At 52.0% G+C, this 12,915-nt stretch carries 13 protein-coding genes; 8 read left to right on the top strand and 5 right to left on the bottom strand.

Annotated elements, in window-relative coordinates; genetic code table 11:
* Nucleotides 1-195 precede the first annotated feature (195 nt).
* Nucleotides 196-1,410, bottom strand: coding sequence for an MFS transporter (locus GOM71_RS23525; RefSeq protein ID WP_156285555.1), 1,215 nt, complete (start codon nucleotides 1,408-1,410; stop codon nucleotides 196-198).
* Between the two features lie 231 nt (nucleotides 1,411-1,641).
* On the opposite strand from GOM71_RS23525, the gene hemE reads away from it, so the two are divergent.
* The 7 genes from hemE to GOM71_RS23490 all read left to right on the top strand — a co-directional run bounded on the left by hemE (nucleotide 1,642) and on the right by GOM71_RS23490 (nucleotide 8,558).
* Entirely contained in the window at nucleotides 1,642-2,712 is a 1,071-nt protein-coding gene (hemE, locus tag GOM71_RS23520) for a uroporphyrinogen decarboxylase (RefSeq protein ID WP_156285554.1), read from the top strand.
* The gene (gene hemH, locus GOM71_RS23515) at nucleotides 2,705-3,655 is read left to right on the top strand and encodes a ferrochelatase (protein ID WP_156285553.1); all 951 of its coding nucleotides are present in this window, start codon (nucleotides 2,705-2,707) and stop codon (nucleotides 3,653-3,655) included. Before hemE ends, hemH begins: the two co-directional genes overlap by 8 nt.
* A 61-nt stretch (nucleotides 3,656-3,716) precedes the next feature.
* Complete coding sequence (gene hemG / locus GOM71_RS23510) at nucleotides 3,717-5,186, top strand: protoporphyrinogen oxidase (protein ID WP_253945012.1); 1,470 nt, start codon at nucleotides 3,717-3,719, stop codon at nucleotides 5,184-5,186.
* Between the two features lie 158 nt (nucleotides 5,187-5,344).
* Complete coding sequence (locus GOM71_RS23505) at nucleotides 5,345-6,628, top strand: CapA family protein (protein ID WP_253945011.1); 1,284 nt, start codon at nucleotides 5,345-5,347, stop codon at nucleotides 6,626-6,628.
* A complete protein-coding gene (locus GOM71_RS23500; RefSeq protein ID WP_367649769.1) occupies nucleotides 6,600-7,388 on the top strand; it encodes a glycerophosphodiester phosphodiesterase in 789 nt (262 codons plus the stop codon). The genes GOM71_RS23505 and GOM71_RS23500 overlap by 29 nt, the downstream gene beginning before the upstream one ends.
* 31 nt (nucleotides 7,389-7,419) lie before the next feature.
* The gene (locus GOM71_RS23495; RefSeq protein WP_156285551.1) at nucleotides 7,420-8,280 is read left to right on the top strand and encodes a DUF92 domain-containing protein; all 861 of its coding nucleotides are present in this window, start codon (nucleotides 7,420-7,422) and stop codon (nucleotides 8,278-8,280) included.
* Between the two features lie 104 nt (nucleotides 8,281-8,384).
* A complete protein-coding gene (locus GOM71_RS23490; RefSeq protein ID WP_156285550.1) occupies nucleotides 8,385-8,558 on the top strand; it encodes a hypothetical protein in 174 nt (57 codons plus the stop codon).
* A gap of 240 nt (nucleotides 8,559-8,798) precedes the next feature.
* Here the strand turns inward: GOM71_RS23490 and pepF are convergent, their stop codons facing one another.
* From pepF to GOM71_RS23475, 3 genes are all read right to left on the bottom strand, one after another.
* Entirely contained in the window at nucleotides 8,799-10,589 is a 1,791-nt protein-coding gene (gene pepF / locus GOM71_RS23485) for an oligoendopeptidase F (RefSeq protein ID WP_173275999.1), read from the bottom strand.
* A gap of 221 nt (nucleotides 10,590-10,810) precedes the next feature.
* Nucleotides 10,811-10,993 carry a hypothetical protein gene (locus tag GOM71_RS23480; RefSeq protein WP_156285548.1) on the bottom strand — a complete coding sequence of 61 codons (183 nt, stop codon included), beginning with the start codon at nucleotides 10,991-10,993 and terminating at the stop codon, nucleotides 10,811-10,813.
* Nucleotides 10,994-11,098: 105 nt separating this feature from the next.
* Nucleotides 11,099-11,332 carry a hypothetical protein gene (locus GOM71_RS23475; protein ID WP_156285547.1) on the bottom strand — a complete coding sequence of 78 codons (234 nt, stop codon included), beginning with the start codon at nucleotides 11,330-11,332 and terminating at the stop codon, nucleotides 11,099-11,101.
* Between the two features lie 212 nt (nucleotides 11,333-11,544).
* Here GOM71_RS23475 and GOM71_RS23470 point away from each other — a divergent pair, with 212 nt between their 5' ends.
* Nucleotides 11,545-12,243, top strand: coding sequence for a methyltransferase domain-containing protein (locus GOM71_RS23470; RefSeq protein ID WP_156285546.1), 699 nt, complete (start codon nucleotides 11,545-11,547; stop codon nucleotides 12,241-12,243).
* A 240-nt stretch (nucleotides 12,244-12,483) separates the two neighbouring features.
* Here the strand turns inward: GOM71_RS23470 and GOM71_RS23465 are convergent.
* On the bottom strand, nucleotides 12,484-12,915 hold a 432-nt coding region (locus tag GOM71_RS23465), incomplete at its 5' end, for a transposase (protein ID WP_173275996.1).

Raw genomic sequence — 12,915 nt, 5'->3', positions numbered from 1 at the left:
GTGGCTTTCGCTTGCCCATCATTTGCTGAAGAAAGCCACAAAGCATCAAAATCGAAAAATAGTGTTGCAGGGATAGCTCTCTGCAACACTATTTTCATGAATACCGCTTCTTCAATTACTGATGCGAGCCGTTTTTTCAGCGAGCGAACCACTTATGGGATGGCCTCTTATTATTGCTCGTACACAGAACGAAAATTACGTTTGTTTTCGAGCCGCTGCTTTTCTGCGGAGCAGCGACTGCCGAACCCAGATTGCGTTAAGCAGCATGAAAGCGGCAGACAAAACAAACACACCTTGAATACCGATAGAGCCTGACAGCGAGCCGCCGACTATCGGTCCGGCCATATTGCCAAGCCCCAGCATGCTGCTGTTGAAGCTGTATGCGCGCGATTCCATGCCGTCCGGCGTAAATTTGCGGATTAACGCATTGACAGTCGGGGCTAACCCGCCGAGGAAGACGCCAAGCGCGAATCGGGCAAGCAGCAGCTGCCATACGGTGCCGGCAAGCGCCATCGGAATAAACGTAAGCGCAGCGCCGACAAGCGATATCGCAAGAATGCGCTCGGCGCCGAGCCGGTCGCTCGCTTTGCCGAGCAGCGGCGAGGCGATCATATTGGACATGCCGGTTACGGAACCGACAAATCCGGCCCAAAATGCCAGGTTGGCGGTCGTGCCGTGAAGCTCCTGCACGAACAACGGCATCATCGTCATCGGGCTCAGCATCGCAAATTGAATCAGAAACGTAACGGCATAGAGCGCAGGGATTTCGGGAATGCGCCGCAATTCGCGAAATCCTGCCGTAACGGAAATAGACGGTTTGGCGGCAGCCTTCGCTTTGTCGAAAGGCTCTTTGACGACGATCAGCGAAAGGGTGGAAGCGAGAAACAGCAGCGCTCCAGTAATGTAGAAAATTGGCCGGAAGCCGACCGCATCGGCCAATAGGCCGCCGATAAACGGTCCCATAATGGTCCCGGCGATGCCTCCGGATTGCAGTGTTCCCATTGCAAAGCCGGTTCGCTCCTTGGGGGCGGTCGCTGAAAGCAAAGCAACGGAAGCGGGATTAAAGCCTGAAATCGTGCCGTTCAGCATGCGCAGCAGCAACAAATGAAGCGGCGTAGCGGCGAAGCCCATTAGCGTCATAACGGCGGCCATGCCGAAGCCGGAGCGCAGCAGCATCATTTTGCGCCCGTATCGATCGGATAGCTTGCCCCATAACGGCTGGAATAGAAAGGAAGTAATGAAATTGCCCGCAAAAATGAACCCGGCCCATAAAGCGATCTCATTCGGATCGGTAAGTCCGAGATCGAATTGCAAATAGAGCGACAAGAAAGGAATGACCATCGTCATTCCGGCATTAACAAGAAATTGTCCAAACCAAAGGACGATCAGATTTTTTTTCCACTGTTCCATAGCCTCAGTATATCACAATGAAAATCGAACGATGAATTTCCCGATCTCGGCATCGTGATTCGCCAGTGGCGAGGCAGTCTGTCAGAGATGAATCTTTCATGCGTTCTTCATGATTAAAAGATACCGATTGTCATACTATTGTCATAGGAAACAAACTGATTGCAGTTGTTAGGGCAATCGAAAAAGGGCATAATGTGAATTATGGAATAAATACAGAAATGAGGAACGGCAATGAGTTATAACGACCGTTTCATTCGGGCATGCCGGAAGGAAACTGTGGACCGCGTACCGGTCTGGTACATGCGTCAAGCAGGACGTTACGATCCTGAGTACCGCAAAATTAAAGAAAAATATTCGCTGCTGGAAATATGCAAGCAACCGGAGCTGGCGGCGGAAGTGACGATGATGCCCGTTCGGAAGCTGGGCGTTGACGCAGCCATTTTATATTCGGATATTATGAATCCGGTCGCCTCGATTGGCATCGATTTTGATATCGTTGCGAATATTGGACCGGTTATCGCGAACCCGATTCAAACATCCGCGGATGTCGAACGGCTGAAGCCGATCGACGTTGAAGGCGATCTTGGCCATGTGCTCGAGACGATCCGCATTCTTGACCGCGAGTTAAAGGTGCCCCTTATCACTTTTGCCGGAGCGCCATTTACGATCGCGAGCTATTTAATTGAAGGGAAACCGTCGAAAAACTACTTGCGCACGAAAGCGCTTATGTACAGCGAACCGAAGGTTTGGCATCAATTGATGGACAAGCTTGGCGATATGGTTATCGCTTATTTGCGCGCCCATATGGCGAATGGCGGCAAAGCGTTCCAGCTGTTTGACAGCTGGGTAGGCGCACTCACGCCGGAAGATTTCCGCCAATTTGTATTGCCGACGATTGAACGGATTTTCGCCGAGCTTGCGGATTTGCCGCAGCCGAAAATCTACTTCCCTGGCGTCAGCTCCGGCGAATTGCTGCCTGAGCTTGGCAATGTGAAGGCCGATGTCATCGGTCTTGACTGGCGCGTCTCGATTCCGGAAGGACGCAAACGTCTGAACGGAGGGTTCGCCGTGCAGGGCAATCTCGATCCAACCGTGCTGACAGCGCCGATGAGCGTGATCGAGCAGCATGCGGCGGCCATTATCGATCAAGGATTAGAGCAGCCGGGCTTTATTTTCAACCTCGGTCACGGACTTTTCCCTGAAGCTTCCCTGGAGAAGCTGACAGAATTGACTGCATTCATTCATGCGTATTCGGAGCGGAAGCTTGCCGCGCGGAACGGAAAGGAAACGAGCCATGTCTGAACAATTAAACAACGGTAAAATCGGCGTACTCGTCATGTCTTATGGAACGCCGCAAAGCCTGGAAGACGTCGAAGCCTACTACACGCATATTCGCCGCGGCCATCCTCCGACGGAGGAGCAGCTCAAGGAGCTTAAGGATCGTTATGAAGCGATTGTCGGGGGCGTGTTTCCGCTTCGGGAGAATACGAACAGGCAAGTAGCCGGCCTTCAGGACAAATTGGAGCAGCTGGCTCCCGGACAATATGTTTGCTATCAAGGGTTGAAGCACGCAAGCCCGTATATCGAGGACGGCGTTGCGCAAATGGCGAAGGACGGCATTAAGCATGCCGTAGGCATCGTGCTGGCGCCGCACTATTCGGTCATGAGCGTCGGTTCCTATATTAAACGCGCGCAAGCGCAAGCGGAAGAATCCGGCATTGAAATGAGCTTCGTCAAGGCATATCATTTGCATCCGAAGCTTCTGAAAGCCTTAACAGAGCGTGTTGAAGACGGGTTGAAGCGTCTTGATGCAAGCTCCGGCGGCGCAAAGCCAGTTAAGGTGTTGTTCAGCGCCCACAGCTTGCCGGAAAAAATCCGCGAACTCGGCGACCCGTACGAGACGCAGCTGCTTGAAACGTCGGCGGCGATTGCGACTAGAGCCGGAATTGCTGAAAGCGACTGGCAATTTACGTGGCAAAGCGCGGGACGCACGAGAGAGCCATGGCTCGGGCCGGACATTCTGGAAACGCTGGAGCGAATCGTGCAAGAGGAAGAGATCAAAGCGGTGCTTGTTGCGCCTGTCGGCTTCGTCTCCGATCATCTTGAAGTGCTGTACGATCTCGATATTGAAGCGAAAGCGGCTGCGCGCGAAATTGGCGTAACGCTGGAGCGAATCGCAATGCTAAACCACGATCCGCTATATATGGAGACGTTGGCGGAATCGGTTATTGAAGCTCAGAAATAAGCACAATCATTCGTTCAACTCTTATAGAAGATAAAACAGAATGTGGAAAGGGATGTACATCATGCGGAGAACCGGAGAAGCTGACTACATGCAAATCGTTATTATTGGCGGAGGCATCAGCGGACTGAGCTCCGCTTTTTATTTGCAGCGGGAAGCGGAGCGGCAAGGGAAAAAGGCGAGCCTGACAATTGTCGATGGGGCGCCTGACCTTGGCGGAAAAATTAAAACGCTGCATCGGGACGGATTCGTTATCGAACGCGGTCCCGATTCTTTCCTGTCGCGGAAGCTGCCGACGATCGAGCTTGCGCTGGATCTTGGCATCGAGAGCGAATTGACAGCGCAAAACAGCAGCGGGAAAACCGCATTTATTATGAAGGACGGAAAGCTTCATCCGATGCCTAAAGGGCTGGTGCTTGGCGTTCCAACCGATATCGACGCATTTCTGGCAAGCGGCCTTGTGTCGGAGGAGGGCAAGCAGCGAGCTTTGCTTGATTTGGAATTGCCGGGCGATGCGCCTGAGGGCGATGAATCGCTTGGCGGCTTTTTGTCGCGCAGAGTCGGTGCGGAAATCGTTAAGCATGTGACGGAGCCGCTGCTTGCCGGCATTTACGCGGGCGATTTGAGCAAGCTGAGCATTCAATCGACGTTTCCGCAATTTGCGGAGGCGGAGCGGGAGCACGGCAGCCTTATTCGCGGCACCATTGAACAGCAGAAAAAAGGAAAAGCGGCTCAGCAATCTTTGCCGGAAGGCGTTCCCGCAGAGCTGAACGGCAGCATGTTTCTTAGCTTCAAGAACGGGCTGTCGACGTTGGTGGATGCGCTGGACAAAGCGCTTGGCAGCGCATCGCGGAAGCTGGGCGTAAAGGTGAGCGCAATCGAGAAAACGGAAGCCGCTGCGGAGCAGGCGCGTTATAGCGTCGTGCTGGAGAATGGGGAGCGGCTGCCTGCCGATTCCGTTATTGTAACGTCGCAATCGTATCATACCGCGGAGCTGCTTGCGCCGCATATGGACGTCGCGACGCTTCGGGATATTCAATATGTTTCGGTAGCCAACGTTGTCATGGCGTTTGAGAAGGAAGGCTTTGGCGTTGATTTTGCCGGGTCAGGCTTTCTCGTGCCGCGTTCGGAAGGGCTTCGCATTACCGCTTGCACATGGACGTCGACGAAATGGCTGCACACGAGCCCTGGAGACAAAGTGCTGCTGCGCTGTTATGTTGGCCGTGCCGGAGACGAAGGAGCCGCCATGCTTCCCGACGAGGAACTGAAGCAAGCGGTGCTGGAAGATATTCATCGTTCGATGGGCATTACGGCTGAGCCGATTTTTACGGAAATTACGCGTCTGCCGCGTTCGATGCCGCAATACCCGGTCGGACATTTGGACCATATAGAGAAGCTGCGCGAGACGATGGCTGCGGAGCTGCCAGGCGTATATGCGATCGGCGCGGCGTTCCACGGCGTCGGCTTGCCGGATTGCATCCGTCAAGGAAAAGAAGCCGCGATTGCCGTTATGAAATCGGTGCAGCAGGCGTAATGAATCAATAGACTGCGAAATAGGAACATTGCTATAATGGAAAAGACTTACTTTGCAAAGGGGCCCGATCCATGTACGTTTCACGTTCCGAAAGTCATCAACAGGAGAAACGAAAACGAAAGAGAAAGATTCAGAGACTCGTTATTATAAATAGTATTTTGGCCGGCGTTATATGTATTTTACTGGCAGCTGTCATTTACATGAAAGGGGATAAGCCGCTGTCTGAATGGCTGCGGTTCGACAGCAATTCAGTTGCGGATACGGGAACCAACGGTGCGATTGCCAGCGAACAGAAATCAGAACAGTCAAATGATACAGATACAAATAACGGGCCGTCGAGCGATTCGGCAGCAGGCAATGCCAAACCGGACGAACAGCCTGCAGACGAGCAGGAGCCTGCGCCAGAAGGCAATGATGGCGGTTTGGACAATGCGGGTGAAACCGCAGGAAATGCAGAGTCCGGTAATGATGATGGCGCGCAAGCCGAAGTCGGCAAAGGCGACACCATCAGGCTGTCTTTTGTCGGCGATATTTTGCTCGCGGATTCTGTCGGCGAATTGATGAAGCGAAGCGGCTTTGATTTTCCGTATAAGGAATCGCTGCTCTATTTGAGCGAACCGGACCTGACGGCCGGAAATCTGGAGTACCCGGTAACAAACGCAGGCGTTCCGGCTGATGACAAGCAATTTGTATTCAAAGGAACGCCGGAGGCGCTCCCTCACTTGCGGGATGCGGGCTTTGACGTAGTCAACTTGGCGAACAATCATACGCTTGATCAGGGCGTGGACGGCCTGTTTGACACAATGGCTCATCTTGACGAGGCGGGCATTGGCCATATGGGCGCCGGAAAGGATGATACGGAAGCATTTACGCCGCTTTTTAAAGAGGCGAACGGCATTAAAGTCGCCTATGTCGGCTTAAGCCGAGTCGTGCCGGAAACGTCTTGGAAAGCGGATAAAAACAAGCCTGGCGTAGCTGAAACCTACGATACGACGCGGGCTGTTGCGGCAATTAAGAAAGCGAAGCAGCAAGCCGACTTGGTCGTCGTGATGGTGCACTGGGGAATTGAGCGGGCGGATACGCCGGAGAAGTACCAGCGCGATTTCGCCCGGGAATATATCGATGCGGGAGCGGATCTGATCGTTGGCGGCCATCCGCATGTGCTGCAAGGGTTTGAGAAGTATAAAGGCAAATGGATTGCATACAGTTTAGGGAACTTTATTTTTAGCGTTTTTCCGAAGGGCAAATCAGGAGAAACGGGAGTACTTGACGCCGTTTGCACGGCGAAAGGCGACTGCGAGCTGCAATTCCACCCGATGTATGCGGATAATGCGCAGCCGAAGCCGCTTGAAGGCGATAAAGCGAAAGCACTGCTGGAGCGTTTGACCTCGATCTCGTTCTCGGCAAAATTCCGTGAGGACGGCATGCTGGAATCGGAGTGAAAAGGGTGATGAAGTGACAAAGCGAAATCCGTGCGCAGCGCATAGGGGCTGGTCGAGCAGAGCTCCTGAAAATACGATGGCTGCGATAGGCCTTGCGCTTTCGGAACCGGATATCGATTGGATCGAGATTGATGTTCAATTGTCCAAGGACTATGTTCCTGTCGTTATTCACGATTACAAGCTGCGGCGAACGACGAACGGCAAAGGCAAAGTGAATGATTGGACGGCTGCCGAGCTCGCGATGCTGGATGCGGGAAGCTGGTTTTCTCCCTTATACCGGAACGAGCCCATTCCGACGCTTGAAGCGGTTTTTCAAGCAGCAAAAGGCAAATGCCTGTTAAACGTGGAGTTGAAAACCGACGGCGTGCGGTATCCGCTTATCGAGGAACAAGTGCTGCAATTAATTCGGCGCTGGGAAATGGAAACCGGCGTTGTCGTGACATCGTTTTATGCCGGTGCGTTGAAGAACATGAGCCGTTTGTCTGGAGGATCGGTTCGCACCGGCTATATCGTTGACAAATGGCGGGATACGCTGCCGGCAGAGCTGGCCGATACGGGATCGGATTTTATTTCGATTGATTATCGGAAGCTCAATAAGGAACGGGTTTCCAGGCTGAATGCTGCCGGCGTTCAGATTATGGCTTGGACGGTTAATGAGGAAAAAGCGATTCGCAAAATAACGGCACTCGATTCCGATATTATTATTTGCACGAATTATCCGGACCGTTGGCGCAGCGCGGCTGCAGCGGCAGTGCGATGAACGGCTATGCTTTAAAGAAGGAGCGGGGACGATGGTTGGCTGGATTGACGAATGGTGGCTTAGGGCGTTGATTGGATTGATCGGGGGCGGGATGATTTCGATTTCCGCCTATCGGTCACGCTCGTTATCCGGCTCGGGGGCATTGTCGGCCGTCGTGATGGGTACGGGCTTCGTTACGCTTGGCGAACCGGTCTGGTTCGGATGCTTGATCGCTTTTTTTGTGACTTCGACCTTCTGGTCGAAGTATAAGCGGCGGTCCAAAGCAAAAGAGCAAGCGGAAGTGAATTATGAAAAAAGCGGACGGCGGGATGCCGGACAAGTATGGGCGAACGGCGGCGTTGGCTTGCTCCTTTGCGCCGCCGACGCGATCTGGCCGTCGGCGGGCTGGCTTTACGCCTATATCGGCGTGATGGCCGCCGTTAATGCGGATACGTGGGCGACGGAAATCGGCGCCCTAAGCAAGTCCGCGCCGCGCTCGCTATTAAGCGGCAAGGTCGTGAAGGCGGGCACGAGCGGCGCGGTAACGCCGCTCGGCTCCGCCGCAGCGCTGGCCGGCGCCGCCACAATCGGCGGCGTCGCGGCAGCGCTGCTGGCGCTCCAGCAGCAGGCGGATGCCGCTGCTGGGAGCGCCTTGGGCGGCGCGGCGGCGATAGTTGCCGCCGCCGCTGCCGCCGGCCTGGCCGGCTGCTTCGCCGACTCGCTGCTCGGCGCAACCGGCCAGGCCATGTTCCGCTGCCGGGTATGCGGCAGCGAAACGGAGCGCCGCGAGCATTGCGGCGCGGCGACCGAGCGAATCCGCGGCTTCGCGTGGCTGAACAACGACAGGGTCAACCTGCTGTCGTCGTTGTTTGCCGGCGCGCTCGGCTGGGCGCTTGGCTCGCTGCTGTTATAAATGCAAACACCTTCAATGAATTGATCTCACATCGTAGATGTAGAGCACAATGTTGAAGGTGTTTTGTTATTTTCTGAGGGAAATGTGACTAGGAGATAGCAGTAATGAAGTTAAACCTGCAAAAGTACAGTTTTCTCGGTCGTTACAAGGGTATAGGCCAGTTAAACCTGCGAAAGTGCAGGAATATCGCGATTTTTGCATACTACGCCAGGAACGAGCGGCGAAAAGATGCGCTTTTGCAGGAATCTCTTCGTTTGGCGTTAGGAAGAAGAAAATAACTGCGCTTTTGCAGGCTTCCGCTTAAGCGCAACATACGCTGAAATCGTATGGTCAGATACCTAATTGCAAAATCGTATAGGCTTTTGTTTAATCGTGTCCCGACCCGTGAAACTGCAAATAGGGGGACGTAATGCAGTTGCTGCATTACGTCCCCCTATTTTTATTTTTCGAGTAAGCAGGTTTGGTCTCAAGTTTCTTCGGCTGATAAGACCCTCGCAGGCTCAAGCTGCAAGCTGATCTTACTTCGTCAGCTGCTCCATTTGCTCAATCAAGCTTTCGAACACGCTCATCGCTTGCTCGATTGGCTCAGGCGTAGACATATCGACGCCGGCTTTTTTGAGAATGTTGATCGAGAAATCGCTGCCGCCGCTTTTCAGGAAGCCGAGATAGCGGTCGACGGCCGGCGCGCCTTCTTCCAATATTTGCTTCGAGAAGCTGGTTGCCGCAGAGAAGCCCGTCGCATATTTGTACACGTAGAAGCTGGTGTAGAAATGCGGAATGCGCGCCCACTCCATCTCGATATCCTTGTCGACGACCATATCTTTGCCGTAGTAAAGCACGTTCAGGTCGTAGTAAATTTTGCTCAGCTCTTGCGGCGTAAGCGATTCGCCTTGCTCCGTTCTCTCGTGCACGATTTTTTCGAATTCGGCAAACATCGTTTGGCGGAATACCGTTGTGCGGAACTGGTCGGCGTAATACGTGAGCAAGTACATTTTTTCCTTCGGATCGGTCGACTTGCCAAGCAAGTAATCCATCAGCAGCGCCTCGTTCAACGTAGAAGCGACTTCCGCCAGGAAAATCGTATACTGCGCGTCACGATAATTCTGTGTGTTGTCGGAGTAGTACGAGTGCAGGGCGTGGCCCATTTCATGCGTCAGCGTGAACATGCTGTTCAAGTTGTCTTTATGGTTCAACAACACGTAAGGATGCGTGCCGAACGCTCCCCAGCTGTAAGCGCCGCTGCGTTTGCCTTCGTTCTCGTATACGTCGATCCAGCCGTTGTCGAAGCCGTCCTGCAAGACCGCAAGGTAGTCCTCGCCTAGCGGCTTCAAGCTTTCTTTCACGGTAGCTTTGGCCTGCTCGTAGGTGATGTCCATATCGAACTCGTCAACCAGAGGAGCGAACAAGTCGTACATATGAAGCTCATCAACGCCAAGCAGCTTTTTGCGCAAATTCATATAACGGTGCATGAGCGGCAGCGATTTGTGAATCGCGTCGATCAGATTCGTATAGACCGATTGCGGAATATTGTCGCCGTACAGCGACATCTCCAATGCCGAAGGGTATTTGCGGGCGCGGGCATAAAAAATATTTTTCGTTACATTGGCGTTCAGCGTCGTAGCGAGCGTATTTTTCAGCTTGCCGTATGTATCGTACATCGCTGTAAAAGCGTTTTTCCGCACCTCGCGGTTTTTGCTTTCCAGAAACTGAATATAACGGCCGTGAGACAACTCGACTTCTTCGCCGTTTTCGTTTTTCACTTTCGGGAACTTCAAGTCTGCATTGTTCAAAATGCTAAAAATGCTGCTAGGGGCCGAACTGATGTTGCCGACCTGCGCCATGAGCGCTTCTTCGTTTTTGGAAAGCACATGCGCTTTCTGGCGGCGCATTTCTTCCAGCGTGTGGCGGTATTTCGCTAGATTCGGATCTTTAATAAAAGCTTCAAGCTTTTCGTCCGACAGCGATAACACTTCAGGCGTTACGAAAGACAGCGCTTCGCCGGTTTCGACGCTAATTTTTTTCGACTTGTCGGACAGCGCCATGTAAGCCGGTTCCGCCGTATCTTCGTGGTGCTTCATATTTGCATATACATAAAGCCGTTCCACTGCTAAAGAAAGCTCATCCTCCAATTCGAAGCAAGCTTTCAATTGACTCGCGTCGGAAAGCTTGCCTTCGAAAGCGGCAACTTTCTTCATCATGCTTTTCGCATCGGCATACTCTTTATCCCAGGCGGCTTGATTCTGGAACAGATCCTCAAGCTGCCAGCGGTGCTCTGCCGCGGTTTCAGAACGTTTCGGTACGTGATTCATCGAACTCCTCCTTGAATCGGATATAGTAGCAGGCTTGATAGGCGCAGCTTGGGCTTTCGGCGGTGCGGCATTGGCTGCGGCGGAACCGGGCGCCAGGCTTAGCGCGAGCAGAACGGAGAGCCATCTGATGATCATCGTTGCATTCACCTCTAGGCACAGTTTGTCCTAGTATGTCCGGCAACGCTTCGATTACTCTAAATTGTTGCTGCTGCGGTTGGCTTTTACTCCATTCCCATCGTAAATAAACTGTAAACGACTAGAAAAAACGAAAATGCGATAAAAACGATCGAAATGAGCGCCAAGCTGCGTCTGAACGGAGGGGCGATTGATTCGCGCTTCATAAAGACGACACCGCCCAATACGAAAGAGGCGATCACAAAAATAATCGTTGCGGTAAAATCCATCGTCGAGTTAACCTCCTGTATTGTCGTATGCGGACCGTAGTTCTGATATGTTCGCCATAAATGCAAATATTTCCTTCTAAAAGCTCGCAAGCTCCGCTTTTACTTCTACACTTCTTTGAAGGCTGCAATAATCGCGTCGCGCTCGGCTTCACGGCCTGCGTAGCTTTCCAGGCGGAAGCGGTTTTCAGCCCAATGCAGCATTTCCGGACGGCTGACGAATGTATGGCACTCCTCGCCCCATTGATCGGAAATTTCGCGAACGATAAGCGTTTTGCCTTGTACCTCTACAGTCAACATATTGTATTTGTCTGTTTTGTAAATTTCGTGTTTTTTGAACATGTGTATGCCCACCTTTCTATCCGGACCAATCAAGCTTTATGCTTGGAATTGCAATTTTTCGGATTGTTCTCATCATAGCCAAAAATAAAGGTGGAAATCAATAATATGTAATGGTAGAATCAGTATATTCTTTCCAAGAGGAAGGAAAAGGCAGTCTGCGGGTCCCGCGAATGTCCAGCTGAGACGAGATGAGATGAGGAGAGTGTTTTGAGATGAAGGTTTATTATGAACAGATTGGCGTGGCTATGACATGCCGTGGATATGACGAGTATATCCAAATGTTTGACCTGCAAGAAAGTGAATTGTTTCATGAAAAAGTGCTCGACGTAGCCGGCGGAGGATCTTCTTTTACTGCCGAAGCGCGCCGCAGAGGAATTGAAGCTTTTGCTGTCGATCCGAGATATGCGCAGGATGTTGAGCAATGGATCAAAGAGGCTGCCGAAGAAATCGCCGTATCAACAGCGAAGCTCGATAAGCTGAAGGAGCTTTTCGACTGGAGCTATTATGGCAGTCTGGATAATCACCGCGCCGGAAGAGAGGCGTCACTGCAATTATTTGCTTCGCATTTGGCGACAGAGGAAGGGCAACGCGCTTATTGTGCGGGAGCATTGCCGGAACTTCCATTCGAGGACGATTCTTTTTCACTCGTTACCTGCAGTCATTTCCTATTCCTATATGCCGAGCAATTCGGCTTTGAATTTCATAAACAAGCTGTTCTTGAGTTAATGCGAGTATGCAAGCCTGGCGGAGAGGTGCGAATTTATCCGCTGCTGACGCTCAAATGGAATCATTTCGAACAAATGGATCAGCTGCTAGCAGCGATTGAGGAAGCTGGCGGAAAGCCGACTCGACAGCCGTCGAAGCTGCCGTTTATGCCTGGCTCGAATGAATTTTTGCGCATAGAGGTTTAAGATGAAAAAACTCACTATCGGATCGTCTCCGACTGTGAGTTTTTTTGTGAATATTACTAGTTGCTTCTTATTGCAAACGATAACGCAAGAGTACAGTGTTAATCTGAGCTAAAGTAGCTAGTCTTGGTAGCGTCAAGTAGTTTGTGTAGTAAGATTATCCATCGGAACGTTGGATAAAGAATATGATGCTTGTTCGGTTGGAGGGCGTAGCTCAAGCGCAGGCGCGGGAGATTAAAGGTCTTAGTCTGCCCCTCTCGCATATCGCTCGTTGTACATCTGCTCAAACGCGACCTTCGTATCAGGATCGACAAAGCCGCGAATGGCTCTGCCACACCATTTTTCGTTGTAATCTAGTGCTTGCAGGTAAATGATCTTTTCTGCCGCTTCAATATTAGTAAGGCTATTCATCGGCTTTAATCGTTTGCGTAGTTCTTTGTTCATACGCTCGATCGGATTTGTTGTGTAGATGGCCCGCCTTGTTAGTTCGGGGTATTTGTAGAAGGTCAGAAGCGTTGGGAGCTGCTCTTCCCAGGACTTCACCTCCTTTGGGTACTGTTTGCGCCACTTGTCCTTAAAGCCATCGAACACGGCTTTCGCGACGTCGCCATCGATAGCGGTATACACCTGTTTCAGGTCCTCGAGAAACTCCGTCTTGTCCGAAACGCGGATTTT

Source organism: Paenibacillus sp. NEAU-GSW1 (genome assembly GCF_009737085.1).
Classification (GTDB): domain Bacteria; phylum Bacillota; class Bacilli; order Paenibacillales; family Paenibacillaceae; genus Pristimantibacillus.
The sequence above is the reverse complement of the archived record's forward strand: the minus strand, read 5'-3'. Positions and strand labels throughout refer to the sequence as shown.